We start from the raw sequence: 24,467 nt of genomic DNA, 5'->3' as shown, positions 1-24,467 counted from the left end.
CGAAGCTTGGTGGCGCAAGGTCAGCACGGGAACGACAAGGAGCAGAGAATGACGGAGTTCGACCAGCCGATGCCCGAGGCCAGCGCCCTGCCGTACAGCCGCAGCCGGCACCTCCCGCCGTACCGGGGCATCGTCGCCGTCGACGCCAAGGACTTCACCGGGTACCCGGCGATCGAGCACGGCACCATCAGCGCGAACGTGCCGCAGCTGCTCCGACTCTCCTTCGAGCGGGCCGGACTGGGCGAGGTCTGGAAGGACCGGCGGTTCCCCAACTCGACCGGCGACGGGTACGTGTTCGGCTTCGACCCGGCCTGGATGCCCTTCCTGATCCACCCCTGGCTGAACACCCTCCAGGAGGTGCTCACCGAGTTCAACGTGCACTCGGTCGGGACGGTGCGCATCCGGCTGCGGGTCAGCCTCAACATCGGCCCGCTCCCGGACGACGGCGGCGAGTTCGACGGCAACGGCACCCCGCGCAACGACACCCACCGGCTGCTCGACTCCCGCCCGGTGAAGGCCATGCTGGCCGCCTCCAACGCGAGCATCACCCAGGTCGCCGCCATCCTGTCCGACCGCTGCTACCAGGACGCGGTGGCCGGCGGCTTCACCGGGCGCCACCCCGACCACTTCATCGAGGTGCCGGCCACCGTCGAGGGCAAGCGCTTCGACCAGCGGGCGTGGCTGTACGTGCCCACGCCGTCCGGGAACCTGTACGACCGCAGGATCCTCGGCGACGCGGTGGTGGAGGAGCAGGAAGGACGGGAGGAGAAGGAGGGACGGGCGAAGCGGGCGGCGGACGGAAGCGGGGAGCAGCGCCGCGCGCCGCGCACGGCGGTGAACCAGCGGGGCAACGGCAGCAACCTGAACGCCGGCACGGTGCACGGCAGTCAGACCGTCACCAACGTGCGCGGTGACTCCTACGGCGGCGACCGCGTGGAGGGGCACAAGGTGGGAACGGTCAACGGCAACCTGGGCGACATCGTCCACGGCGACAAGAACGAGCACCGCCGGTGAACCCCGACGAGCGCCTGGCCATCGAGGGGCCGTCCGGCGCACCGGGTGACCGTGACCGGGGCTACGACCGAGGCCTCGACCCCGACCTCGACCCCGACGACCTCGAAGGCGATTTCACGGACCGGTTCGCCGCGTGGGGATCGGACCGCCCGTTCATCTACGCGCCGGGTGGCAACATCAACACCGGCTCCGTGTACGGGGACCAGCGCGTCGAGAACGGCGCCGCCGGGGCCGCCCCCGGTGGCGGCGAGCGGGTGGAGGCGCAGGACGGCCCCATCTCCGGGATGGAGGTCCTCGCCGCCCGGACGGGATTCGCGAGGCCGGACTGCTTCCCCGAGGCGCTGCGCACGCTCGGCACCCGCCTGCTCTTCCTCGCCGGTGAACCCGGCACCGGGCGCCGTACCACCGCCCTCAACCTGCTGGTCGAGAGCAGCGGGAACAGCCTGGCCCTGCGCGCGCTCGACAGCGACTCGGACCTGTCGTCCTGGCGGCCGACGCACGCCGAGGCACGCGGTTACCTGGTGCACGGCCTCTCGCCCACGGTCCGGCTCGGACCGGCCTCGATCGCCAAGCTGCGCCAGCGGCTGGAGGACACCAAGGCCTTCATGGTGGTCATGCTGCCGGACGACGCCGACCGGCTGCGCGGCGTGGCCCGCGATCTGGACCTGAGCCCGGTGCGCTACAGGCCTCCGTCGCCGCGCGCGGTCTTCGACGCGCGCCTGGAGGCCGTGGTGCCCCACGAGGGACGACGCCGGGCGCTGCTCCAACGGCTGGAAGCGGACCTGGACGAACTGCTGGCGCCCGAGCTGATGCCGGCCCAGGTCGCCGAACTCGTGGACGAGGTGAGCCGGTCCGGAGATGACGGCCCCGACCCGGCCGACCTCGGCCAGCGGCTCAGCTTCCTCGCGGAGACGGAGGTCCCCGACCTCCTGAAGGAGATCCGCGAGGACCCGGACGCGCTGGCGTTGCTGCTGGTCACGAGCGTCCTGGAGGGCCTCGACCACCGGATCGTCCGGAACGAGACCGACCGGTTGCTCAAGCTGGCCGACGGCCGCCTGGACGCGGTGCTGAGGTCGGGTGCGGAGGGGGAGGGCGAGCAGAGCCGGCCGACGCGGGGCGAGCCCCCGCGGCCGAATCCCCGATTCGTCTTCCGGCGGTCTCTGGACGAGTTGTTGGCGATCATCCGGGCCGAGTACGCGCCGGGTGGGACGTGGAGGACATCGAGCTACTCCTACACGGTGGAGCCGATCCGCTTCAAACGGCACCGGCAGGCGGAGACGGTTCTGCGGCACGTGTGGCGGCAGTACGGGGAGGTCTCGGGACTCCTGACCGAGTGGATCAACACGGTTCCCGGTACCGAGTCCGACCTGGCCGAGCCCATGGGCCGAGTGGTGGGGCTCGCCACGGGGTGGAGCGGCGGCCGTCAGGCACTGCTTCACATTCGCAGGTTGGCCAGGTCCGAGCACACGCAGAGCCAGAGCATCGCCGCCTACGCGTTGGGGATCGCGGCCCAGGACCCGATTCTCGTCAGCGAGGTGAAGCACCGCCTCGACCGCTGGAGCTTCAACGGCGGCTGGCAGCTCCGGTCGACCACGGCCGCTGCCTGTGGAGGAGACTTCGGAGCGGCCCGACCGGAATTCGCGCTCTCACTGCTCCGGCGCTGCTATCGAGGGGAAGAGGAGGCCGAGCGCACCGTCGCCGTGAACGTTCGCTGGGCACTGGGGAGCCTCTTCGCGGGAGGAAACCAGGCGGCCGTTTTCCGCAAGCTCATGGAGTGGGCGGACCAGTCGAAGAATGACGCCGCGCTCGCGTACACGGCCTTCCTCGATCTCCTTCGAGACCCGTCGTGGTTTCAGCAACAGCTTCCCGTGCAAGGCGAGTTCAGTGAGCCGGTGATCGCCTTCGTCCGGCACTGCCTCAATGACGAGGCCCTCTTCCAGCGTTCGTGCACGTGGCTGCTCGCTTGGTGCCGTCGGGCGGTCTGGGACGAACCCCTCCGCACCGGGGTGGAGACGCTGCTCGCGGCGCTCGCCCGGGAGATGCGCCCCGGCGAGCTGAGGCTGATGGTCGAGATCGACAGCAGTGACAACCCCGACCTCGTCGGCCGCGACATCGCCCACCGCGCCCTGGAGGCCTGGCGGCGCGGCGAGCCGCAGCCGTTCCGCTCCGCCCCTGCCTTCGGAGGCCCCCGATGACCGTCGACACCGACCCGCCCGTCTACACCCAGGCCACCCGTGCCCCCTGGCGGGAGATCCTCCGGCACCGGTGGTCCGGTCGGCGCGACTGTGCCCTGGTGCTGGGGGACCGCCACGGGCTCTACCAGCAGCTGGGGAAGGGCCGCCCGCGACCGTCGGGCATGGGGGCGGAGGACGGGGTCGCCGCGCGGCTGGGGTTGCGCGGTTTCGACCAGGCGTACCTGGTGGACCTCAACGAGCGTCCGGGCGTGCGAACGGTCCGTCTCCGCACCTCGTACGGCACGGAACCGCTGGAGGTCCACTTCCTGTGGTGGGTCCACGACGCCGCGCGGGTCGTGCAGACCCGGACCAACCGGGGCGGGCTGCCGGTCCGCAAGGACCTCGACGTCCGACTGCGCCAGCTCAGAGAGCAGTTCGCCGCCTCGGGCACCAGGTTGGGCCCCGACGAGCTGGTGCAGTACCTCGCGGCTCCGTACGTGCTGCCCCACTACGGCCTCGGCTACCGCGTCACGGACGTCTCCGCCTCCGAGCATGGCAATGAACTGCGTCTCGGGGAACCGGACGTGACGGACGTGCCCTTCGACTGGACGGTCAAGAGCGAGGAGGAGTACGCGTTCTGCCGGCGCCAGGTGCAGGAGGGTCCGGTCGCCCTCGCGGCCCTCTGGTTGGCCAGGAAGCCCGATGAGGTGAGCGACGTCCTGGACTGGGTGGTCAAGAACGGCGACCTGCTGCGGGGCGAGACCACCTGGGAGGACCAGATGGCGCTCATGCTGGGCAAGTTGACGGGGCAGGAGCAGCAGGAGCTGTCCAAGATGCTGCGCGACCGCCTGGTCGCCCTCGGACGGCAGGTCCCCGGGCCCGCCTCGTACCCCTCGCAACCCCCGCAGCCCCCGGGGCCGGGGCCGGACTTCGTCAAGCTCCCCACGCACGTCAACGGCTGGTCCGGCGGTGTGCCGAACGGGAGTCCGCGGTGACCGGGGCGGCGCGTGTGCGGATACGTGTGCGTCGGCCGCCGTCGCGGCGGCGCACGGTCGCCGGGCCTCGCGGGCGCTCCAGGGGCAGGAGCCGCCGGCCGACCGCGCCGACGGCGGCGTCCAGCCCGCCCTCGGTGTCGGCGATGGAGCGCCTGATGGCGGCCAACAGCGCGGAACTCGTCCGGGCCGACACCAAGGCCGCCGTGTTCCTGGCGTTCACCGGTGCGGTGCTCGCCACGTTCATCCCCTTGGGCGGCGGCGCCGGTGCCGGCTCCCTGGCCTGGCTGGTCCCGCTCCTGCGGTGGAGCGCCACGGCCAGCGCCCTGCTGGCCGTCGGCTGCTTCGCCTCCGCGCTGGTGCCGCGCCACCGCAAGGGGCGGCGGGGTGGTGCGGACGGTCCGGGGTACTTCGAGCACATCGCGCCGGGGGCGGGCCCCGAGCGGCTGCGCCGTGCCTTCGAGCGGGCCGGGCACGACCCGGCGGGGCCGCTGTTGTCGGCGCTGGCCGGTACCAGTGCGATCATCCGCGCGAAGTACCGCTGGATCGAGGCCGGCACCGCCCTGCTCCTGCTGACGCTTCCGCAGTTCGCGCTCACCCTCCGGCCGCTGTGACAGCGGGCGGCTGACGGGCCCCGGCCGCACCCCGGCCGGGGCCGGTGGCGCGACCGGAGGCAACAGATGTTGCGCCACCAGGCAATAGCTGTTGACGACCTCCGCCGAAGCTCCGTACAGTGCCGGGCCATGGAGACAGGTGATCTAGGTCGGCGGGTGGCGGAGGACGTGGCCGGTGGCGGCGGCGTGGAGGGGCTGCGGCGGTTGTCGGGGGTGATCGAGGCGCTGGAGGGGCGGCGGACGGAGCTGGTGGAGGAGCTGCGGCGCGGGCGGGAGGCGACCTGGGAGGAGATCGGGCGGGCCTGCGGGATGACGCGGCAGGGGGCGACCAGGCGGTGGGCCGGCAGGCTGCGGGCGCGGTCGTTCGGCGTGGCGGCGGACGCGTACCAGCACGGTCGGCCGGGCTACCCCCGGGCGCTGGTCGGCTCGGCGGTGCCCCGGGAGGCCCGTCGGGTGCTCGACCTGGGCGCCGGGACGGGCAAGTTGACCGGGCTGCTGGTCGAGGCGGGCCTGGACGTGGTGGCGGTCGAGCCCGACGAGGGGATGCGGGCCCGGCTGGCCGCAGCCGTGCCGAAGGCGGCCGTCCGGGCGGGCTCGGCCGAGCGCATCCCGCTGCCGGACGGCAGCGTGGACGCGGTGGTGGTGGCCCAGGCCTGGCACTGGTTCGACCAGGCGGCCGCCGTGCCGGAGATCGCCCGGGTGCTCGCCCCCGGCGGGACGCTCGCGCTGGTGTGGAACGTCCGGGACGAGTCCGAGCCGTGGGCGGCCGCCCTGGGCGTGCTGATGCACCGTTCGGCGCCGCAGCGGATCGACACCCGGCCGGCCCTCCCGGCGCCGTTCGGAGCGCCCGAGCGGTTGGAGATCCGCTGGGAGCACGTCACCACCCGGGCCGGGATCGTCGACATGGTCGCCTCGCGCAGCTACGTGATCGCGCTGCCCGAGGACGAGCGGGTCCGCCTGCTGGCCGACGTCGAGCAGCTGCTCGCCACCCACCCGGACCTGGCCGGCCGCGAGGAGATCGCCCTCCCGTACGTGACGAGGTGCACCCGTGTCCGCCTCGGCTGACCTGATCACCCTCCGCCCGCTGGGTGTCGCCGACGCCGAACCGTACCGGCGCTTCCGGCTGGCCGCGCTGCGCGAGACACCGAGCGCCTTCACCTCCAGCCACGCCGAGGAGGCCGGCAAACCCCTGGCCGCGACGCTGCGCCGCCTCGCCGAGGCCCAGGACGGGCCGGGCACCCTGATCGGCGCCTTCGACAACACCGCTGCCGCACGCGGCAGAGGCGCATTGGTCGGCACCGCCGGCCTGAAGGTGCCCCGCCGCGGTCAGGAACGGCACAAGGCCACCCTCTACGGCATGGCGGTGGCCCGCGACGCCGCCGGCCGGGGCATCGGCCGCGCCCTGGTGCGCGAGGTGCTGCGCACGGCGGCCCGGGACGGGCGGCTGCGGCAGGTCCTGCTGACCGTCTCGGAGGGCAACGAACCGGCCCTGCGGCTCTACACCTCCTGCGGCTTCGAGGTGTGGGGCCGGGAGCCGCAGGCCGTCCTGGTCGCCGGCCGGCCCGTCGCGAAGCTCCACATGGTGTGCCTGCTGGACGGGGAACGGGCGGCGGCGGCCGGGCGCTGACACCGGGTCGGTCGGTCCCGACCGCCAGGATCCCGCCCATGGATCCCACCCGCCCTCGCCGGTCTCGACGCTCACCCCTGGGCGGCCGTGCCGTACCTGGCCCGGATCGCCGCCGCCTGGGCGGTCGGCCGGACGGGGGAGGGCGGGGCGGTGCGGGCCCAACCGCTCGACCTGGCCGGTGACCACGAGGCCGCAGTCACGCACTGTCGCGCGGCCGCGGAGCAGACCACCAGCCGCTCCGAGCGGGAACACCCCCTTCGACAGGCCCACCGAACCTCCTGTGCCGGCACGCTGGACGATGCTCGGCCGCAGCCGCAGCCGCAGCCGCAGCCGCAGCCGCAGCCGCAGCCGCGGGCTCCAGGGCAGTCGCCGCGGCACGGCCGGCTTCATGCCGCTGACCTGGACGTGACGGCTACGGCACCTCACCACGAGCGGAAATAAGATCGCCACGAGCGGAGTTCGGTGAGGGAAGTCTGCCGTTTCAGGAGGGGTCATGCGAGCGATTCAGATGTCCGAAGTGGGCGGTCCCGAGGTGCTGCGACTGGTCGATATCGATCAACCGACGCCGGGCCCGGGCCAAGCGGTCGTGGAGGTCGCCGCAGCCGGGGTCAACTTCCTCGACGTCTACCACCGTGAAGGCCGGTACAGCGTCCCGCTGCCCTTCACCCCGGGCGCCGAGGGCGCCGGAACGGTCGTCGAAGTCGGACCCGGCGTCGCTGACGTCGCAGTCGGGGACCGGGTCGGTTGGGTGGAGATTCCCGGCGCGTACGCCGAGCGGGCCGTCGTGGACTCCTCCCGGCTGGTGCCGCTGCCCGACGACATCGGCTTCGAGACAGCCGCCGCGGTGCTCCTCCAAGGCATGACCGCGCACTATCTCGTCAAGGACGCCTACCCGGTTCAGGGGGGCGACACGGTGCTCGTGCATGCGGCTGCCGGTGGCATGGGGCTGCTTCTGACCCAGCTCATCACCCATCTCGGCGGCAGGGTGATCGGCACGACGTCGACCACGGCGAAGGCCGAGCTGGCGAAGCGTGCCGGGGCCGCCGAGGTGATCCTCTCCTCCGCGGTCGACGATCTCGCAGCCGAGGTGAGGCGGCTCAACGGCGGTCAGGGACTGCCGGTTGTCTTCGACGGCGTCGGCGCGGACACCTTCGATGCGAGCCTCGCCAGCCTGCGAACCCGCGGCCATCTCGTGCTCTTCGGCGCGGCAAGTGGTGCCGTGCCGCCGTTCGATCCGATTCGGCTCGCCCACGGCGGTTCGCTGACCCTGATCCGGCCCAGCCTCGGGCACTACATCGCCGATCGGTCCGAACTGCTCCGACGGGCCGCCGATGTGTTCGAGTGGGTGCGCTCCAAGGCGCTCGAGGTCACCGTGACGGGCCGTTACGCACTGTCCGAGGCCGCCCAGGCCCACAGCGATCTGGAGGCTCGGCGTACCACGGGCAAGCTGCTCGTCGTACCCGATGCGGCCGCTGTTTGACGCCGCGAGGAGACGCAGAGCTGATCGAGGGCGACGAGGTCGGGGATCTTGGAGGCTGCGCCCTCCTGGCCGACCCGGGCTGACCTCACGGGTCCCGCCCGTGACCGGAGCCGATTGTCAGTGCCCGGTCGTAGCTTGTGGGGTGTCGGCGGGCGGGTCCCGCCGGCCCCCGCTTCCCTTGCCCGAAATCTCCGTCGCCCGAAAGGGGACCGCGCCGTGTCCGTCGCCGTGGAAGAGCAGGTCACGTACCTCGAACTGTCCGAGGACGAGGGGAGTGCGCACAAGTTCTACGAGGTGCGGCTCGTCGGCCAGGTGGTGACGGTACGGTACGGGCGGATCGGCGAGCCCGGGCAGAGCAAGGCGACGACGTACCCGAGCCCGGAGAAGGCGGCCTCGGCGGCGGCGAAGAAGATCGGCGAGAAGGTCCGCAAGGGCTACGCCCCGGCCGTCCGGGGCGTGCGCCAGCGCCGGGAGGTGACCAGGCGGCAGATCGTCAGCAGCCGCTCGACCGCCCGCCAGGCGCCGCTGCTGTGGCGCTTCCGCTCCGGCTCGCCCGCCTTCGGGATCTTCGTCGGCGAGGAGCACGCCTGGGTCGGCAACGAGCGTGGCGACGTCTACACCCTCACCCACGACGGCGAGGTGACGGCCCGCTACGGCCTGCCGGACGGCGTGAAGTGCATCGTCGCGGACGACTGGTGGATCTACGCCGGCTGCGACGACGGCAAGGTGTACGACCTGGGCGGCAAGATCCCGCGGGTGGCGTACGAGATAGCCCAGGACGTGGACATCTTCTGGCTCGACATCCACGACGGCGTGCTGGGCGTCGCCGACGAGCGCGGCGGGCTGACCACGGTGGACCACGAGGACGAGTTCCAGTGGCGCCGTCAGGCCGACGGCCGGTCCGGCTGGATGGTGCGCTGCGACGCCGACGGCGTCTACCACGGCCACTCGCGCGGGGTCGCCCGCTACGACAACCGCAGCGGCGACCAGCGCTGGTACACCCCCACCCGGGGCGGGGTGCTGTTCGGCTGGCAGGAGGCCGACGAGGTGTTCGCCGGCACCGGGCAGGGCTGGGTGCACCGGCTGCGCAAGTCGGACGGCGCCGAGGTGGCCGCCTACCGCTGCGACGCCGGCGTGTTCTCCTGCGCGGCCTCCCCGGACGGCGAGTACGTCTTCGCGGGGGACAACCACTCCTCGGTGTACTGCTTCGCCGCCGACGGGACGCGGCTGTGGAAGCTCGCCACCGGCTGCGGCTCGGCGTACAGCATGCAGTACCGGGAGGGGCGGCTCTACCTGGTGACGACGGACGGCTCGCTGGCCTGCCTGGACGCCGGCGAGCAGGCGGTGCGGGCGGCCGAGGACGGCACGCTGCCGAAGACCGCCGAGGTCAAGGGCGCGGGCTGGGAGCCGGTGCGGGCCGGCGCCGGGCTGGAGACGGTCGCGGTGGCCACCGCCCGGACCGGCGGCGAGGTCGAGGTCGAGTGCGTCCAGGACGGCACCCGGCTGCGCGTGCGGGTGCTCTCGCAGGGCTACGACCCGTCCTGGCGGGTGCAGTTCCCCAAGGACATCCGGATCCCCGGGGCCCGCTACTTGGTCGCCGAGGTCCGGGAGTCCGCCTCGGGCGGCTTCTACCGGGCACGCGGCGAGATCAAGCGCCTGCTCTGACCGGCGACTTGATGCCTGGTGACGGTGATCCGGCTCGGGGCGGCGGCTTCCCGAGGTTGTCCGGTTTTGGCGGGTAGGTCTGGTGGCGCGTGCATATGCGGCGGTGTTACCCCGGTAGTCTTTCCGCCGGGCAGCCCCTGAGCGTTGAGACCAGCGCCGGACAGGAGAGCACTACGTGAGCACAGCGCACATCGGCCCGGGCGACTACAGCCACGTGCCGAACCCGGAGCAAGCCCTCAAGTATGCGATTCAGCACATCGCGGGTGAACGCGTTGAGATCGTTGAGGGTGTCATCACTCCCGTGTCGCCGTCCTGGGAGCATGAGAACACCGTCGATCTGATCCGCTTGCAGATCGGACCCCGCCAGCGCGAACTCGGATTGCGTTCAGGCTCGGGCAACCTCGACCTGCCCGGTACCGAGAACTACTACATCCCGGACCTGGCCCTTGTGCCGGTGAAACTGGCGGTGAACAACCCCGGTGCGTTGCTTCCCGATCAGACCGTCCTCGTGGTCGAGGTCACGTCCCCGTCGAACGCCGACACCGACCGGACGGTGAAGCGCCGCCGCTACGCCCAGTTCGGTGCGCCGCTCTACCTCCTGGTGGACCGGCAGGAGCGGGCGTGCACGCTGTTCTCCCAGCCGGGTGCGCTCGGTTACACCAGGGTGGAGGGGCCGCACCCGTTCGGGGTGCCGGTGCGGCTGCCCGAGCCGTTCGAACTGGACGTGGACACCAGCGAGTTCTGAGCCGTCGGCGGTTCACGAGGTGGCCGTAGCCGCCGGCCGTGTCGAGGGTGTCGACGTCCATGGTGCTCCCCCGGGAGTCGTGCGGTCGGTCAGTCCTGGCCGGGGGTCCAGCCGAGGGCGGGGCCGAGGCGGGTGGCCAGGTCGGTGAGGATCTGCGTGTAGTCCTCGTGCTCGAAGGTGAACGGCAGCGCGAAGGCGACCTCGTCGATCTCGCGGTAGCCGGCGTGGGCGTGCAGCCGCTCGACGAGTTCCTCGGTCGTGCCGACCAGGTCGGGGGCGAACAGCAGCCGGGCCGGGCCCTGCGGGGCGAGGGTGCGCGGGGCGCGGGCGAGGGCGTAGGCCTGGTACTTGGCGCGCTGCTCGGGGGTGGCGCTGTCGGTGGGGATGACCACCAGGCCCTGGGAGACCCGGGCGCGGTCGCCGTCGGGGTGGCGCTCGCGGAAGGCGCGGATCTGGGCGGCCTGGATGGCGGCGAAGTCGAGCGGCTCCGCGTCGTCGCCCTCCGCCTTCACGACGCTGCTGGTGAGCAGGTTGAGCCCCTGCTCGCCGGCCCAGCGGGCCGAGCGCAGGCTGCCGGCGCCGTACCAGAGCCGGGAGGCCAGCCCGGGGGAGTGCGGCTGGACACGGCGGGAGTACACCTCGATGCCCTCGGTGCCGGCGAAGTCGGAGGCGTCCTCGCCGCGGACCAGGGCGAGCAGCCGCTCGGCGCGCCGGGGGCTGAAGTCCTCCTGGTCGCCGGTGTCGGGGTAGAGCGCGTCGCGCAGGTGCGCGTAGTGGGTGGGCGGGCCGACGCTGAAGCCGGGGTTGAGCCGCCCGCCGGAGAGCACGTCCACGGTGGCCAGGTCCTCGGCGAGCCGCAGCGGGTTCTCCCAGCCGAGCGGGGTGACGGCGGTGCCGAGCTGGATGCGGCTGGTGCGCTGGGTGGCGGCGGCGAGCACGGCGACCGGGGAGGAGATGCCGTACTGGAGGTGGCGGTGGCGCAGCCAGGCGCTGTCGAAGCCGAGCCGCTCGCCGAGGGTGATGAGGTCGAGGGTGGACTCGTGGCCGCGGCGCGGGTCCGTCTCGTCGAAGAGCCCGATGGTGAGGAAGCCGAGTTTCCGCAGCGGTCGGGGGTTCGGCGACATGGTGGGCTCCGCGGGGTGAGGGGCGGCCCGGGGGCGGGCCGGTCGGGTGGTGCGTTTCGAACGTACGCAGCCGCCGCGCCGCCCGACAAGATCGACGCGCGATCCGGACACCGGCCCGCAACGGCCCGCAACGGTGCGCAACACGGCGACACGTACGGCGGCGGCTCCCACCCCGTCGGGCCGGGTGGGAGCCGCCGCTACGGGGCGCCGTCAGCAGCTGCGCAGCTCCGGGCTCTGGTTGCGGATCTGGTTGTGCAGCGAGGTGAACTCGCGGTACGCCGCGCCGTCCTCGGTGCCGGGGCGGAAGGCGCCGACCCGGTGGCAGTTGACGAAGGCGAGCTTCACCCCGAAGTGGTTCTCCAGGCTGCCGCGGATCGCGTTGCTGGCGAGGGCGCGCAGCAGCTGGGCGCGCTGCTCGTCGCTGGGCGTGGTGTTGTCGGTGGTGAACTCCGCTTCGCCGGCCGCGAGTTCGGTGCTGAGCCCGGCGACGACCTGGTAGGCGTACGGGAGCGAGGCGCGCACGGTGTCGAGGAACTCGGCCTCGTCGACGCGGCCCTGCTGGGCCTGGGCGAGGAGGGCGGGGGAGACGTCGAGCGACATGGGTGTCCTCTTTCGGGGGGTGCGTCGGGGTTTCGGGAACGGGTCGGGCTTCGACCCGTGGCGGGCAGGGGTCACCCGCAACGGTTATCGAAGATGAAAACCATTACGGGGAAGACTCTCCCGGTCACCCTGACGCCCTGTCAAGCACCTCCCCCCGAAGGGCTGACGGCGGGCGGCATCGGCACCCGGCTGACCTTGATGACGAACACCGCGATCGCCACCGCCAGCGCGGCGAACACCAGGCCCAGCTGGAAGGCGGTGGCGATCCCGTGCACCAGCACCTGCGAGGAGTAGGGCTCCGGGAGCCGGCCGGTGGCCCGGAACTGGGCGGCCTGTTGCGGGGTGGCCTGCCGGAGGAAGGCCCCGGCCTGCTGCCGGGCCTCGGCGCGGCTGGCCGTGCCGTACACCGTGACCAGGATCGACAGGCCGAGCGAGCCGCCGACCTGCTGGGTGGTGTTGAGCATGCCGGTGGCGGCGCCGGTCTCGTGCGGGGCGACGTGGGAGACGACGGTGAGGGTGGCGGGGACGAAGATCGAGCCCATGCCGAAGCCGAACATCATGGTCGGTCCGAGGATGCCGCCGATGTAGCTGCTGTCGATGTCGATCTGCGTCGCCCAGGCGACCCCGCCCAGCACCAGGAGCGAGCCGGCGACGAGGAAGGGCTTGGGGCCGAAGCGCAGCTGGTTGCGGGCGGCGAACTGGGCGGCGCCGACGATGGCCACGCTGATCGGCAGGAACGCGAAGCCGGCCCGCAGCGGGCTGAAGCCGAGGATCTCCTGGACGAACAGGGTGATGAAGAAGAAGATGCTGAACATCGTCGCGGCCACGCAGAGCAGCAGTCCGTACGCGCCCGAGCGGTTGCGGTCCCGTAGGAGGCGCAGGGGCATGATCGGCTGGCGTGCGCGCCGCTCGTTCGCCACGAACGCCGCGACCAGGACCACGGCGAGGCCGAAGGCGGTGAGCGTCACCGGGTCCGTCCAGCCGTGGTCGGAGGCGCGGATGAAGCCGTAGACCAGGGAGACCATGCCCGCGGTGGCGGTGAGGGCGCCGGGCAGGTCGAAGCGGCCGGGGTGGCGCTCGGACTCGTTGATGTAGAGCGGCGCCAGCAGGGCGATCGCGATGCCGATCGGCACATTGACGAAGAGCACCCAGCGCCAGGACAGCCAGGAGGTGAGCATGCCGCCGAGCAGCAGGCCGATCGCGCCACCGGCCCCGGCGACGGCGGAGTAGACCCCGAAGGCCCGGTTGCGTTCCTGGCCCTCCTTGAAGTTGGTGGCGATCAGCGCCAGCGCCGTCGGCGAGGCGATGGCCCCGCCCACGCCCTGCAGGGCCCGCGCCGCCAGCAGCCAGGCGGAGGACTGCGCGACGCCGCCGAGCAGCGAGGCCAGGCTGAACACCAGCACGCCGACGACGAACACCCGCCGCCGCCCGAGGATGTCGCCCGCCCGTCCGCCGAGCAGCAGCAGCCCGCCGAAGGTCAGGGTGTAGGCGTTGATGACCCAGGACAGGTCGGTGGTGCTGAACTTCAGCGCCTGCTGGATGTGCGGCAGCGCGATGTTCACGATCGTGATGTCCAGGACGACCATCAGCTGTGTCGCCGCGATGACGGTGAGTGCAATCCCCGGGTGCTGGCCCCGACGTGCGGTCGCGGGCGAAGCCTCGGCCAGGGCGCGCGAGGTGGCCATGGCGGTCCCCCAAAGGGTTCGGGGGTGAACGACGGGAAGGGGACGGATTCGTTCACCACTACCGACGGTATCCCCGGGGCATAGGGAACACAATCGTTCATTACGGACAGGCACCTGCTTCCCGGTCGCTCCGTGCACCGGCGCGAGGCCGGGGCGCGGTGGAGGCCGGGGTGGGGCGGAGGCCGGGGTGGAGCGGCGCGGGGGTCAGGGCGTGTCGTGGGGCCATCCGTCCTCCGTGCGCCGGGTGGCGGCGACGGCGTAGCCGGTGAGCAGGGCGGCCAGGATGTCGGTGAGGCGGGGCTCGACGTCGACGACGGAGTGGGAGAGCTCGGGGTCGGTCTCGTAGAAGGCGCGCAGGCGGGTGCCGGGGGCGGCCATCTGCCACAGGGCGCCGGCCATCGAGGTGGCGGTGGTGACGACGCTGCGGGCGTGGTCGGCGCCGAGCGGGGCGATGGAGCCGAGGGTCGCGCCGACCGCGTCCACCTCGGCGATGGCGCGGACCTTGAACGCGCGGACCGTGTCGAGGGAGACGTTGCGCTCCAGGTTCAACGGGGTGTGCGCGAGCAGGTCGCAGAAGAGCGGGCGGGCCACCAGCGACTGCGCCAGGACGCCCGCGATCGAGTGGGCTCCGTGGGCCCATTCGGGGTCCGCGGCGGTCTCGCACGGGGTGAGGGCGGCGAGGCGGTCGCGGACCTCGGCCGACCAGTCCTGCCAGGCCTCGGCGGCGAGCCGCAGGAAGATGTCCTCCCGCGTCTCGAAGTAGCGCAGCATCGCGGACTTGTGCATGCCGACCTCGTCGGCGATGGCGGTCACGGTCACCTCGCGGACGCCGTTGGCGGTGGCCAGGCGTGCGGCGGCGGCGAGGATCGCGTCCTCGCGGGCGCGCTTGGCCTCGGGGGTGCGGGCGCGCTGGAAGTCGGAGTCGGTCACGCCGTCGAGTCTAGCGAAACGTGGTTGCGCTAATAACGATCCGGCGTTGCGTTATTAGCGCAACGGTGTTTCACTAAATCCATGAGCACTCACACCGACACCCGCACCTGGTTCATCACCGGCTCCTCGCGCGGCTTCGGCCGCTCCCTGGCCTCGGCCGCCCTGGCGGCCGGTGACCGGGTCGTCGCCACCGCCCGCAAGCCCGAGCAGCTCGACGACCTGGTCGCCCGCTACGGCGACCGCGTCCTGCCCGTCGCCCTGGACGTCACCGACCCGGCCGCGGTCCAGGCCGCCTTCGCCGCCGCCCGTACGGCCTTCGGCTCCGTCGACGTCGTGGTCAACAACGCCGGGTACGCCAACCTCGCCCCGGTCGAGACCGCCGACGAGGAGGACTTCCGCCGCCAGTTCGACACCAACTTCTGGGGCGTCTACCACGTCTCCAAGGCCGCGATCCCGCTGCTGAAGGAACAGGGTGGCGGCATCGTGATCCAGTTCTCCTCCGTCGGCGGGCGCGTTGGCGCCACCCCGGGGCTCGGCTCCTACCAGGCGGCGAAGTTCGCCGTGGACGGCTTCACCCGCGTCCTGGCGGCCGAGACCGCGCCGCTGGGCATCCGCTACCTCGTCGTCGAGCCCGGCGGGTTCGCCACCGACTGGGCCGGGGCCTCGATGGAGGTCGACGACGTACCCGCCGACTACCGCGCCACCGTCGGCGCCCTCGCCGACCTCCTGCGCGGCGGCGGGGCGGCCGTGGGCGACCCCGACCGCGCGGCGCAGATCCTCGTCCGGATCGTCCACGCCGACCGGCTGCCCACCCACCTGCTCCTGGGCGCCGGCGCCGCGGACATGGCGCTGGACTACTCCCGCGGCCAGCTCGCCGAGGCCACCGTCTGGCAGGCCGTCTCCGCGTCCGCCGACACCGGCGCCGCCTACCCCGTCGACCTGCCGGCCAACGGCTGAGACGCCCGCCGCGAAGTCCCGAAGTCCCAAGGTCCCGAAGGGAGAACCCGGACATGCGACCGTTCCACGGCAAGGCCGCACTGGTCACCGGCGCCGGCTCGGGCATGGGCCGCGCCACCGCGCTCCTGCTGGCGCGGCGCGGCGCCGCCGTCACCGTCGTCGGCCGCCGCGAGCACCGGCTCGCCGAGGTGGTCGCCGAGATCACCGCCGCGGGCGGGCGGGCCCTCGCCGTCCCCGGTGACGTCAGCCGCCCCGAGGACAACGAGCGGGCGGTCGCCCGCACGGTAGAGGCGTTCGGCGCGCTGCACTACGCCGTCAACAACGCCGGGGTCTCCGGCGACTTCACCCCGCTGCCCGACATGACCCCCGAGCAGTGGCGGCGCACCGTCGACATCGACCTCAACAGCCTCTTCTACGGCATCAAGTACGAGATCCCGGCGATCCTCGCCTCGGGCGGCGGCGCGATCGTCAACGTCTCCAGCGTGTTCGCCGACCGCGGCGGCCCCACCGCCGAGTACTCCAGCGCCAAGCACGGCATCCGCGGCCTGACCCGCACCGCCGCGATCCAGTTCGGCGGCCAGGGGGTGCGCGTCAACGAACTCCAACCCGGCGTCATCGACACCGAGATGACCCGGGCCAACCCCGAGGGCACCAGGCGGGTCGCCGGGACCGGCATCCCCATGGGCCGGGTCGGCACCGGGCGCGAGATCGCCACCGCCATTGCGTTCCTGCTGTCGGACGACGCCGCCTACGTCAACGGCAGCCACCTCGCCGTCGACGGCGGATTCCTCGCCTGACGGGACGAGGCCCGCCGCGCCCCGGCCTGCCTGCTTCAGGGGGTGCTGGGGCGGGTCTCGGTCCAGTCGACCATCAGCCGTCGTTCGGCGAAGAACCACTCCCCGTCGCGCTTGACGAACCGGTCCAGGTAGCGGATCGAGGCGATCATGATCGACCGCTCGGCGTCCGTGCCGTAGGAGACGTGGTGGGCCAGGCAGTAGCTCTCGCCGCTCGCCCGGTCGCCGTCCAGGACCACGGTGCTCTGCCCGTTGAAGTGGGTGGTGGCCCGGTAGGTGTTCAGGTTGTCGAAGACCGGGGCCAGGGCGTCGCGGCCGCGCAGTTCCTGGGTCGGCTCGGCCGCGGTGGCGTCCATGAAGACCAGGAAGCGGGTGTCCTCGGTGAACAGGGCCATCTGCCCCTCGGCGTCACGGCGGTCGGCGCAGTGCGCGTAGGCGTCGACGAGCTCCCGGATGGCCAGCCGGTCCGCGGCCTCCTGGGGCGGGATCGGATCGTGGGGCGACACGGTGACTCCCTCCGGACGGGTGCGACACCTGAATCAGAGCACCGGAGGCCGGGCTCCTCAACCGCGCCCCGTCCGCCACGAGGACACCGACCAGGAGACGTGGTCGACGGCGCGGTCGCCGCCGGTACCCCCGCCGACTACGCTCTGGTGCTGCGCCGGCTCACCGGGCGGCCCTACGACAACCGCTTCGTCTCCGTCGTGACCGTCAGGGACCGCAAGGTGGCGCACTGGCGCGACTACCTCGACCCCACCGCCGTGTTCGACGCCCAGGGCTGGCCGCACAGCGGCCGCGCGTAGGAGCCACCGGACCCGCCTCGCCGCCGGGAACCCCACCACCCTCGACCGGGTGGCGTCTCAGGCATTCGGGCTACTGCCCGACAACCTCCGGGGCATCCGAGGAACACCTGACCCCTACATTCGCGGAGAGGAAGGCTGAGGAACATGACCACCGCAATCGTGGGCGTGGGCAACATCGGCGGCGCTGTCGCCCGGCACCTGGTCGCCGGAGGAGAGCACATCGTCCTGACGGGGAAGAGCGCGTCGCGGGCCCAGGAGCTGGCGGACGAGCTCGGACCGCTCGCGCACACCGCCACCGTCCGGGACGCCGTCGCCGAGGCCGACACCGTCGTGTTCGCCGTCTGGCTCGACACCATCAAGGAGCTGATCCCGCAGGTTTCGCCGCAGCTCGTGGGCAAGGTCGTGGTCGACCCGTCGAACCCGATCGCCTTCGACGACCAGGGCCGGATGGTGCGGTCCCTGCCCGACGGGCAGTCGGCCGGGTCCGTCGTCGCCGCGCTCCTGCCCGGGGGCGCCCACTACGTCAAGGCGTTCGGCACCCTCGCCGCCGAGGCGCTCGCCGCGAGCGCGAACCGCACCCCGCAGCGGGCCGCGCTGCTCTACGCCACCGACGACGAGCACGCCGCGGCGGCCGTCGAGCGGCTGATCCGCACGGCCGGATTCGACCCGGTGAAGGCCGGCGGCCTGGCCGACGCCGGACGCATCGAAGCCCCCGGCGGGGACCTGCACCAGTCCGGCCTCGACGGCGAGGTGGTCGGCGCCGACCAGGCCCGAGCGGCGATCACGGCCGACCGTTGAAGGACCGGCCGTGACAGACTGTCCCGCCAGGGGCGGCGACATCGTCGGCCTGTCCGTCACCCTGGCTCCGGCCCGGGGCGTGTGGAAGCTCTTGGCCGACCACGCGCCTGCGGGCCTGCTGCTGTTCTGACGGCCGGCGATCGAGAGTAACGGGGGCTTAGGGGTATGGGCGAGGATCCACTCATCTCGGCGGTGCGGAGAGGGGACGAGAACGCGGTCAGGATGCTCCTGGAGGACGGGGCGGATCCCAATGCCGTCGACGAGCAGGGAACCCCTGCACTCTGCCTGGCCATCGCCGCGTTCGACTCGTTGGCAGCCGACTGTCTGGTGGAGGGCGGCGCGGATGTGGACCGTCGGTTGCCCGATGGGACCACCCCGCGGCTGCGGGCCGTCGACAGCGGCTCCGTCGGTCTTGCCCACGGCCTGCTCGGCGAGGCGGCGCTGCTCGGTGAGGACACTCGCGCGGAACTGTTGGCACGTGCCCGGCAGTGGCACGAGACGGGCGCGGTCGGCATGCTGCGGGAACGGACCGGCTCCTCGGGTCCGGTCGAGTGGGTCCGGGTCCGGGACAGGGAATGGTCCACCGACTACCACGAGATCCGACTCGGCGAAACGACCGTCCGCGACGGCCACACAGGAATCCTCACTCTCCTCGAGAAGCATCTCGGACTCCGCTTGGGAGTCGACGAGTTGGCCGGCCGCGCGTGCGCCCTCGCGTACCCCGACCGGGAGCACGCCGTCTGGGGGGAGATCATCAGCACGCTTGCCGAGAGGCAGGACGACGAGACGTGGGAGGCCGCGGTGGCACTGCGGTCCCACCCCGATCCCCTGCGTCGCCGCTTCGGTGCGGAGCTCCTGACATCCCTCTTCCTCGGTGACCCCATGTCCGCCGACCCGAGCCCGTTCGAGCAGCGCACGCTGGAGTTCCTCCTCGACTGGGCGGCGGAGGGGGACCACGCGGACGTCCTGGCCGAGGTCTTGGTCGGCCTGAGCCAGCACGAGGACCCGAGGATCGAGCCCCTCGGCCTGTCCTTTCTCGCGCACCCCGCCTCGAAGGTGCGCGCCCGAGTGCCCGCGACCCTGGAGCACACGGTCGCGGACCGTTCGGGGCGGTGGACCTACGCGTCCGAGGGGCTGGATGCCATGCGCGTACTGGCTCGGGACAACGACGCCGCTGTTCGCCGACTTGTCGCCCATCAGCTCGCGGAGAGCGGGGAACCGGCGAGCGCGGTCGGCGAGGTCCTCGCCGAACTGCTCGACGACGAGGACCAGGTGACCCGCATCTGGGCCGTCTTCGGACTCGCCGAACGGGACGATCCGCGCTGCGTCGACGGCGCCGCCCGGGTCGGGACCGTCGACGAGTACGAGGCCTGGTCCTGGATACTCGGCGCGCCCTCGCGGTACGAGCAGCGCCGGAAAGAGTTGGAGGCGCCGGCCACCGCTGGGTAGGGAACGCCCGCGCGGGACCTGTTGGATCGCCGCCGCTCCGTACCCTTGTGTCCGGGCGGGCCGGGTCAGCCGAGGTCGAAGGTGTTCGGCAGGCCGAGGCGGTAGCGGGCCTCGTCGACCAGCTTGAGGGGCTCCAGCTCAGGGGGACGGAAGAGCAGCTGGATCCGGCAGCGTTCGGCGGGCGAACCGTCGGCGTCCAGGAGGGCGTTGACGGCGCGGCGCGCGGACTCGTTGGCGCCCTCCATGGTGGCCAGGTCGACGTCGGTGCGGACGTAGTCGCCGGCCAGGAAGAAGTTGCCGACGGCGGTGGCGGCGGAGGGCCGGTGGTAGAGCGTGCCGGCGGGGTGGACCAGGAGTTGCTCGCGGTTGGCCGGGGCCGGCCCGCCCAGGCCGGTGACGGCCGGGTCGAGGAACCACGAGTGCACGTCCGCGTCCGTCGGCCAACCGGCGCCCGGCCGGTCGAGGGCCCGCCGGCACTGCGCCCAGACCTCGCGGGCGACCTCCTCGCGGGTGCACTCCTTGGCCGTCCTGCCGTAGAGGATGCCGGGACGGTCCCACTCCGAGACGCAGACCGAGAGGCAGTCGCGCACCGTGCCGTCGCCGTAGGCGGCCGCGAAGTCGCGGTCCCAGAACTGCGCCTGGTTGACCGTGGTGAGCGACCACGGGGAGTCCAGGCAGATGGCGTGGCCGTGCACCAGCCGCAGCGGGCGGCGCAGGTAGAACTGGATGCCCGTCATCCAGTCCGTGCCGATCGCGTCGCAGCGCGCCAGTTGGGGATCGGCGGCGCGCAGGCGCGGGCCCCAGGTGGTGCGGGCATGCTCGACCGGCAGTGCGCTGAGGTAGTAGTCGGCCCGCACCGTCTCGGGGGCGCCGCCGCCGGCCGGTGCCACCAGGACCCCGGTGATCCGGCCCTCGCCGTACAGCACCTCCCGGACCTCGGTGCCGGTCCGGAACTCGACGCCCAGTGCGGAGAGGTGGGCCGCCCACGGGTCGATCCAGGCCTCACTGGTGGGGCCGTTGAGCACCCGGTCGAGCTGTCCGTCGACGCCGCGCCCGAGCAGCCCGTTCAGCAGGAAGGCCTCGATGATGGTGCGGGCCACCGTACGGGTGCTGGCCTGCTCGGCCCGGGTCGCCACCAGGTCCCGGGACACGCCGACCCCGAGGAGGCGCTGGTAGTCGTGGGACATTCGCCCGGCCCTGATGAAGTCCCACCACGGCACCCGTTCCCACTGCTGCTCGCGGCGCAGGTCGCAGCTGGTCAGGTGGACCAGGACCCGGTCCACGAAGTAGGCCAGCTCGTCGGCGGGCAGGTGCAGCACCTCGTCCAGCGCGCCGGTCAGGGTCCGCCGCAGGGCGTCCGGGGCGAGGTCGCCCAGGTCGAGCGGGCGGCGGGTGAGGGTCCGGAACGGGAGCAGCAGGCCCGGGCGCGGGGCGTCGAAGGACAGCAGCGCCTGGGTGGCGTCGCGCAGGTTGTCGTGGACGCCGCCGGGGTTGCCCGGGTAGGGGATGCGGCGCAGGGTGTCCGGCAGGTTGCGGTAGAAGCCGGGGAAGAACCGGAAGCCGTGCTCGCCCGGCAGCGCTCGGCGTCCACCGCTCGCGCCGCCCGGCACGTCCATGCTCCGGGCCTTGCCGCCGAGCGCGGCGTAGTACTCGTACACCGTCACCCGGTAGCCGCGCTCGGCCAGTTCGTGCGCCGCGCTCAGCCCGGACACCCCGCCGCCGAGGACCGCCACGGTCCGCCCGGCGCCGCCGCGGGCGATGGTGCCCGCGCCGCGCGGGAGCGAGGCGGCGCCGGCGGCGGGACCGACCGCCAGCGCCCCGCCCAACGCGGCGGCGCGGGTGAGGAACTGGCGTCGGGTCCGCCCGCTCACCGCATCCTCGTGCGAACCGTCCTGTGAACCCTCGGCCAACCCCATGCTGCGCGCACCTCCGGCTCCTTGGTCACCCCGAGCGGTTGGGATGACCCCCCGGTGTGCAACGAGCGGGACGGGTGCCGGTCACCCGTCCCGGGCCAGGGTGGTGGAGGGGTGTTCGACGGGGTGGGCCCGTCCTACGCCTCGTCGTTCTCGAAGCGTGGGAGCGGCGTGCCGCGCCGGGCCATCTCGGCCTCGAAGAGGCGCTGGAACTCCCGCGCGGACTCGTCGAGGACGATCGGCTCGTCATCGTCCTCGTCGGGGACGATGCCCTGCGCTCGCAGCTTCTGGTCCATCACCAGGATCGGATCCTCGGGGTCGTGGTCGGAGGGGCGGGGGCCCTCGGGTCCGTCCGGGCCGAAGCGGACGGCGCGTTCCACCCGGATGATCCGCAGGAGCCGGTCCTCGACGGTGAGTTCGAAGCCCTGCTCGGCTTCGAGCCGGTCCGCCGCCTCGGCGTAGCGGGCCCGTTGCCGGTCGCTCAGCCGGCGTTCGACCGGCTCGGTCACGCGCAGCCGCATCGACAGGATGTCCCGGGCGCGGAAGGGGGTGGGGGCGTCCATGACGCCGACCGGACGCCACCGGCCGTCGACCCGTTCCGCGACGCCGAAGGCGGCCGGCAGCAGCACCACACCCGGGTGGGTGGTGCTGGAACGCAGTGCGTCCCGGCGGACCTCGGGCGGGAAGTCGCGTGCGGTGGGCACCAGTTGGATGAGGTCGGTCTTGAGGATGCCGGTGGAGAGCCCGGTCGGCAGGGCGGGGTCCATGACGAAGCCGGCGGCCGGATCCAGGGCTTCGGCGAGCGGGCGCTTGCGGTGGTCGTCGGGGTCGGTGGAGCGCGGCGGCTCCGGGCCGTCCGGACCGCTGCGGATGTACCGTTCGGCCCGCACCACGCGGTAGCGGACGTCCAGTTCGACCTCGTCGAGCTTCTCCCACTCCAGCCGCCCGGCCGCGGCCAGGTAGCGCTGCTGCGCCGCGGTGTCGCCGGCCCGCTCCGCCCGGCCGGCCTGCTCGCGGCAGACCATGCCCAGGTCGTCGCGGGCCGACTGCGGGTAGACCTCGGCCATCGAGGTGCGCAGGGCCCAGCCGCCCGTGGGCAGTTCACGGGCGACGCCGAAGGCCCTGCTCCCGGCCGACAGGATCTGCGGATAGCTGTCGCGGGCCGTCCACGCCTCGACGTCCGCCATCCCCGCCACCGGCTCGGTGGGGGCGGCCATCCTGATGGAGAGGTAACCGGGGACATCGTCAGGGAAGTTCACCATGCGCACATGATGCAACCGGTCGGCCACCGAGCGCAGTCAAACGGCCCCTCCTGTCACTCCGAAGGGGCGGGTCACCGCTGTGCCGCTCCGGGTGGCGCGCTACTCGGGTACGAGCACCGCGACGCCCGTCACCCGGTCCGCGGCGAGGTCGGCGAGCGCCGCGTCCGCCCGGCGCAGGGGGTAGCGGCTGACGTGGACCACCGGGCGGGCGCGGGCCGCCTCCGCCAGGAAGGCCAGGCCGTCGGCCCGGGTGTTGGCGGTGACGCTGCGCAGCGTGCGCTCCTGGAAGAGGTGCCGCTGGTAGTCCAGCGACGGGATGTCGGTGAGGTGGATGCCGGCCACGGCGAGCGTGCCGCCGCGGTCCAGCGCGGTGAGGGCGGCGGGCACGAGGCTGCCGACCGGGGCGAAGAGGACGGCCGCGTCCAGCGGCTGCGGGGGCGGGTCGTAGGAGTCGCCGGCGAAGGCGGCGCCGAGTTCCAGTGCGAGCCGTCGGGCCGCCTCGGAGCGGGTGAACACGGCCACCCGGGCACCCCGGGCGAGGGCGATCTGGGCGGTCAGGTGCGCGGACGCGCCGAAGCCGTAGATGCCGAGCAGCCCGCCCGTCGGCAGTTCGGCCCGTTCCAGGGCCCGGTAGCCGATGATCCCGGCGCACAGCAGCGGGGCGAGTTCCTCGGCGGGCGGGCCCTCGGGCAGCCGGTAGGCGTAGCGGGCGTCCGCGGTGACGTGCCCGGCGTAGCCGCCGTGCCGGTCCCAGCCGGTGTACCGGGAGTCGGGGCAGAGGTTCTCGCGCCCGCCGCGGCAGTACCCGCAGCCGCCGCAGGTCCGGGCCAGCCAGGCCACCCCGGCCCGGTCCCCGACGGTGAACTCCTCGACCTCGGACCCGGCCGCCAGCACGTGCCCGACCACCTCGTGCCCGGGTGTGCGCCTCGCCATCCTGGGGGAGAGGTCCCCCTCCGCGAGGTGGAGGTCGGTGCGGCACACCCCGCAGGCCTCCACCTCGACCAGGATCTCCTGCGGCCCGGGCGGGTCGAGCGGTCGGCGCTCCCACACCAGCGGGCCCGGTCCCGGCCCGCCGACCGGCCCGGGGCGGTCCACCACCCAGGCCCCGGTCTCCGTCGGTAGGGGTTCCCTCGTGGTCATCGCGGCCTCCTGCCGGTCCGCCGGGCCCACGGATCGCCCGGCGTCACGCTCCGTATGTACCCACGGTGCCCCACGCCCCGCCAGGCCGCGTACGGCGTGGCCGGTCAGCCCCAGTACCCCGTGTGGACGGCGGAGGCCTCGTCGAACAGGTGCGGGCCGGAGGCCTCGACGGTGTTGCCGCCGGCCGCGAAGACCAGGCGGCAGGGCAGGTCGAGCACCGGTTCGTCCGGGTCCGCTCCCGCGATGGCGTTCAGTTCGGTGGCGGCGAGCGCGTAGACCACCCGCCGGATGCCGCTCCAGTAGATCGCGCCGGCGCACATCGCGCACGGCTCGGTGCTGGTGTACAGGACGGTCTCGGTGAGCTGGTGCGGGGCGAGGGCGCGGCAGGCCGCCCGGACCAGGTTGGTCTCCGCGTGGGCGGTGACGTCGTGGTCGGTCAGCACGGTGTTCTCGGCCGTGAGCAGGACGCCGCCGGACGCGTCGGTCAGCAGTGCGCCGAAGGGGTGGTTGCCGTGGGCGCGGGCGGAGGCCGCGAGTTCGATGGCCGCGAGCAGGTGGGTGCGGGTGTGGTCGGGCATCGGCGTACTCCTCGGGCGTGGAGCGGGCGGGGTGGAGCGGCTGGGGCGGGGCGGGCGGGAGGCCGACGAGCCGGCCCGGCCGTCCGCCCACCTCCATGGCACCACCGAACCCGGTCCCCGGCC

The 24,467-nt window shown here is 73.1% G+C and carries 23 protein-coding genes; 14 read left to right on the top strand and 9 right to left on the bottom strand.

All coding sequences use genetic code 11. From position 1 onward, the window contains the following. The first annotated feature begins 48 nt into the window (after positions 1 to 48). The 9 genes from AMK13_RS18420 (at position 49) to AMK13_RS18375 (ending at position 10,311) form a co-directional block, all read left to right on the top strand. The gene (locus tag AMK13_RS18420; RefSeq protein WP_074003166.1) at positions 49 to 1,014 is read left to right on the top strand and encodes a hypothetical protein; all 966 of its coding nucleotides are present in this window, start codon (positions 49 to 51) and stop codon (positions 1,012 to 1,014) included. Continuing rightward, on the top strand, positions 1,011 to 3,209 hold the full coding sequence (locus AMK13_RS43535; protein WP_079272264.1) for a hypothetical protein: 2,199 nt from the start codon (positions 1,011 to 1,013) through the stop codon (positions 3,207 to 3,209). The genes AMK13_RS18420 and AMK13_RS43535 overlap by 4 nt, the downstream gene beginning before the upstream one ends. After that, the gene (locus AMK13_RS18410; RefSeq protein WP_107418768.1) at positions 3,206 to 4,183 is read left to right on the top strand and encodes a hypothetical protein; all 978 of its coding nucleotides are present in this window, start codon (positions 3,206 to 3,208) and stop codon (positions 4,181 to 4,183) included. Before AMK13_RS43535 ends, AMK13_RS18410 begins: the two co-directional genes overlap by 4 nt. Before the next feature lie 155 nt (positions 4,184 to 4,338). Continuing rightward, positions 4,339 to 4,794: a Pycsar system effector family protein gene (locus tag AMK13_RS18400; RefSeq protein ID WP_074003164.1), complete on the top strand. Its 456-nt coding sequence runs from the start codon at positions 4,339 to 4,341 to the stop codon at positions 4,792 to 4,794. Between the two features lie 156 nt (positions 4,795 to 4,950). Continuing rightward, positions 4,951 to 5,859 carry a class I SAM-dependent methyltransferase gene (locus tag AMK13_RS18395; protein WP_241852932.1) on the top strand — a complete coding sequence of 303 codons (909 nt, stop codon included), beginning with the start codon at positions 4,951 to 4,953 and terminating at the stop codon, positions 5,857 to 5,859. After that, on the top strand, positions 5,843 to 6,421 hold the full coding sequence (locus AMK13_RS18390; RefSeq protein WP_074003163.1) for a GNAT family N-acetyltransferase: 579 nt from the start codon (positions 5,843 to 5,845) through the stop codon (positions 6,419 to 6,421). Before AMK13_RS18395 ends, AMK13_RS18390 begins: the two co-directional genes overlap by 17 nt. A gap of 493 nt (positions 6,422 to 6,914) precedes the next feature. Further along, entirely contained in the window at positions 6,915 to 7,901 is a 987-nt protein-coding gene (locus tag AMK13_RS18385) for a quinone oxidoreductase family protein (RefSeq protein ID WP_074003162.1), read from the top strand. A gap of 216 nt (positions 7,902 to 8,117) precedes the next feature. Then, complete coding sequence (locus tag AMK13_RS18380; protein WP_241852931.1) at positions 8,118 to 9,566, top strand: WGR domain-containing protein; 1,449 nt, start codon at positions 8,118 to 8,120, stop codon at positions 9,564 to 9,566. A 175-nt stretch (positions 9,567 to 9,741) separates the two neighbouring features. Continuing rightward, on the top strand, positions 9,742 to 10,311 hold the full coding sequence (locus AMK13_RS18375; RefSeq protein WP_079272261.1) for a Uma2 family endonuclease: 570 nt from the start codon (positions 9,742 to 9,744) through the stop codon (positions 10,309 to 10,311). Positions 10,312 to 10,400: 89 nt separating this feature from the next. On the opposite strand, the gene AMK13_RS18370 is transcribed toward AMK13_RS18375, so the two are convergent. The 4 genes from AMK13_RS18370 to AMK13_RS18355 form a co-directional block, all read right to left on the bottom strand. Beyond that, a complete protein-coding gene (locus tag AMK13_RS18370) occupies positions 10,401 to 11,435 on the bottom strand; it encodes an LLM class flavin-dependent oxidoreductase (protein ID WP_074003161.1) in 1,035 nt (344 codons plus the stop codon). 210 nt (positions 11,436 to 11,645) lie between these two features. Next, entirely contained in the window at positions 11,646 to 12,035 is a 390-nt protein-coding gene (locus AMK13_RS18365; RefSeq protein ID WP_074003160.1) for an SCO5389 family protein, read from the bottom strand. A gap of 140 nt (positions 12,036 to 12,175) precedes the next feature. Beyond that, positions 12,176 to 13,720 carry an MFS transporter gene (locus AMK13_RS18360; protein WP_074003159.1) on the bottom strand — a complete coding sequence of 515 codons (1,545 nt, stop codon included), beginning with the start codon at positions 13,718 to 13,720 and terminating at the stop codon, positions 12,176 to 12,178. Between the two features lie 204 nt (positions 13,721 to 13,924). Next, positions 13,925 to 14,650, bottom strand: a complete 726-nt coding sequence (locus AMK13_RS18355) for a TetR/AcrR family transcriptional regulator (RefSeq protein ID WP_074003158.1) — start codon at positions 14,648 to 14,650, stop codon at positions 13,925 to 13,927. Positions 14,651 to 14,731: 81 nt separating this feature from the next. Here AMK13_RS18355 and AMK13_RS18350 point away from each other — a divergent pair, with 81 nt between their 5' ends. Next, on the top strand, positions 14,732 to 15,607 hold the full coding sequence (locus AMK13_RS18350) for an SDR family NAD(P)-dependent oxidoreductase (protein WP_074003157.1): 876 nt from the start codon (positions 14,732 to 14,734) through the stop codon (positions 15,605 to 15,607). A gap of 53 nt (positions 15,608 to 15,660) precedes the next feature. Further along, positions 15,661 to 16,404 (top strand): SDR family NAD(P)-dependent oxidoreductase, encoded by a 744-nt coding sequence (locus AMK13_RS18345; RefSeq protein ID WP_074003156.1) that lies wholly within the window; start codon positions 15,661 to 15,663, stop codon positions 16,402 to 16,404. 35 nt (positions 16,405 to 16,439) lie between these two features. On the opposite strand, the gene AMK13_RS18340 is transcribed toward AMK13_RS18345, so the two are convergent. Then, positions 16,440 to 16,907, bottom strand: coding sequence for a nuclear transport factor 2 family protein (locus AMK13_RS18340; RefSeq protein WP_074003155.1), 468 nt, complete (start codon positions 16,905 to 16,907; stop codon positions 16,440 to 16,442). 99 nt (positions 16,908 to 17,006) lie between these two features. Between AMK13_RS18340 and AMK13_RS18335 the strand changes: the two genes are divergently transcribed. The 3 genes from AMK13_RS18335 to AMK13_RS18325 all read left to right on the top strand — a co-directional run bounded on the left by AMK13_RS18335 (position 17,007) and on the right by AMK13_RS18325 (position 19,451). After that, positions 17,007 to 17,204: a nuclear transport factor 2 family protein gene (locus AMK13_RS18335; RefSeq protein ID WP_074003154.1), complete on the top strand. Its 198-nt coding sequence runs from the start codon at positions 17,007 to 17,009 to the stop codon at positions 17,202 to 17,204. 135 nt (positions 17,205 to 17,339) lie between these two features. Continuing rightward, positions 17,340 to 18,002, top strand: a complete 663-nt coding sequence (locus tag AMK13_RS18330; RefSeq protein WP_274538691.1) for an NADPH-dependent F420 reductase — start codon at positions 17,340 to 17,342, stop codon at positions 18,000 to 18,002. 165 nt (positions 18,003 to 18,167) lie between these two features. Beyond that, on the top strand, positions 18,168 to 19,451 hold the full coding sequence (locus AMK13_RS18325; protein ID WP_074003152.1) for a HEAT repeat domain-containing protein: 1,284 nt from the start codon (positions 18,168 to 18,170) through the stop codon (positions 19,449 to 19,451). Between the two features lie 65 nt (positions 19,452 to 19,516). Here AMK13_RS18325 and AMK13_RS18320 read toward each other — a convergent pair whose 3' ends face one another. The 4 genes from AMK13_RS18320 to AMK13_RS18305 form a co-directional block, all read right to left on the bottom strand. Further along, on the bottom strand, positions 19,517 to 21,322 hold the full coding sequence (locus AMK13_RS18320; protein ID WP_079272260.1) for a hydroxysqualene dehydroxylase: 1,806 nt from the start codon (positions 21,320 to 21,322) through the stop codon (positions 19,517 to 19,519). 179 nt (positions 21,323 to 21,501) lie between these two features. After that, complete coding sequence (locus AMK13_RS18315; protein WP_074003150.1) at positions 21,502 to 22,626, bottom strand: DUF5954 family protein; 1,125 nt, start codon at positions 22,624 to 22,626, stop codon at positions 21,502 to 21,504. Between the two features lie 99 nt (positions 22,627 to 22,725). Continuing rightward, positions 22,726 to 23,766, bottom strand: a complete 1,041-nt coding sequence (locus AMK13_RS18310; protein ID WP_074003308.1) for a zinc-binding alcohol dehydrogenase family protein — start codon at positions 23,764 to 23,766, stop codon at positions 22,726 to 22,728. Positions 23,767 to 23,870: 104 nt separating this feature from the next. Next, the gene (locus AMK13_RS18305; RefSeq protein WP_049650233.1) at positions 23,871 to 24,344 is read right to left on the bottom strand and encodes a nucleoside deaminase; all 474 of its coding nucleotides are present in this window, start codon (positions 24,342 to 24,344) and stop codon (positions 23,871 to 23,873) included. Between the last annotated feature and the right edge of the window lie 123 nt (positions 24,345 to 24,467).

The organism is Streptomyces sp. CB02056 (assembly GCF_001905545.1).
Taxonomy (GTDB): Bacteria; Actinomycetota; Actinomycetes; order Streptomycetales; family Streptomycetaceae; genus Kitasatospora.
Note: the sequence above shows the minus strand (reverse complement) of the source record. Positions and strands in the feature narration are given on the sequence as shown.

Excerpts from the sequence above, each read along its gene's own strand:
- AMK13_RS18385 (WP_074003162.1), top strand. The coding sequence starts at position 6,915 with ATGCGAGCGATTCAGATGTCCGAAGTGGGCGGTCCCGAGGTGCTGCGA.
- AMK13_RS18420 (WP_074003166.1), top strand. The coding sequence starts at position 49 with ATGACGGAGTTCGACCAGCCGATGCCCGAGGCCAGCGCCCTGCCGTAC.
- AMK13_RS18305 (WP_049650233.1), bottom strand. The coding sequence starts at position 24,344 with ATGCCCGACCACACCCGCACCCACCTGCTCGCGGCCATCGAACTCGCG.
- AMK13_RS18365 (WP_074003160.1), bottom strand. The coding sequence starts at position 12,035 with ATGTCGCTCGACGTCTCCCCCGCCCTCCTCGCCCAGGCCCAGCAGGGC.
- AMK13_RS18325 (WP_074003152.1), top strand. The coding sequence starts at position 18,168 with ATGGGCGAGGATCCACTCATCTCGGCGGTGCGGAGAGGGGACGAGAAC.
- AMK13_RS18360 (WP_074003159.1), bottom strand. The coding sequence starts at position 13,720 with ATGGCCACCTCGCGCGCCCTGGCCGAGGCTTCGCCCGCGACCGCACGT.
- AMK13_RS18315 (WP_074003150.1), bottom strand. The coding sequence starts at position 22,626 with ATGGTGAACTTCCCTGACGATGTCCCCGGTTACCTCTCCATCAGGATG.
- AMK13_RS18400 (WP_074003164.1), top strand. The coding sequence starts at position 4,339 with ATGGCGGCCAACAGCGCGGAACTCGTCCGGGCCGACACCAAGGCCGCC.
- AMK13_RS18350 (WP_074003157.1), top strand. The coding sequence starts at position 14,732 with ATGAGCACTCACACCGACACCCGCACCTGGTTCATCACCGGCTCCTCG.
- AMK13_RS18345 (WP_074003156.1), top strand. The coding sequence starts at position 15,661 with ATGCGACCGTTCCACGGCAAGGCCGCACTGGTCACCGGCGCCGGCTCG.
- AMK13_RS18310 (WP_074003308.1), bottom strand. The coding sequence starts at position 23,766 with ATGACCACGAGGGAACCCCTACCGACGGAGACCGGGGCCTGGGTGGTG.
- AMK13_RS18410 (WP_107418768.1), top strand. The coding sequence starts at position 3,206 with ATGACCGTCGACACCGACCCGCCCGTCTACACCCAGGCCACCCGTGCC.
- AMK13_RS18370 (WP_074003161.1), bottom strand. The coding sequence starts at position 11,435 with ATGTCGCCGAACCCCCGACCGCTGCGGAAACTCGGCTTCCTCACCATC.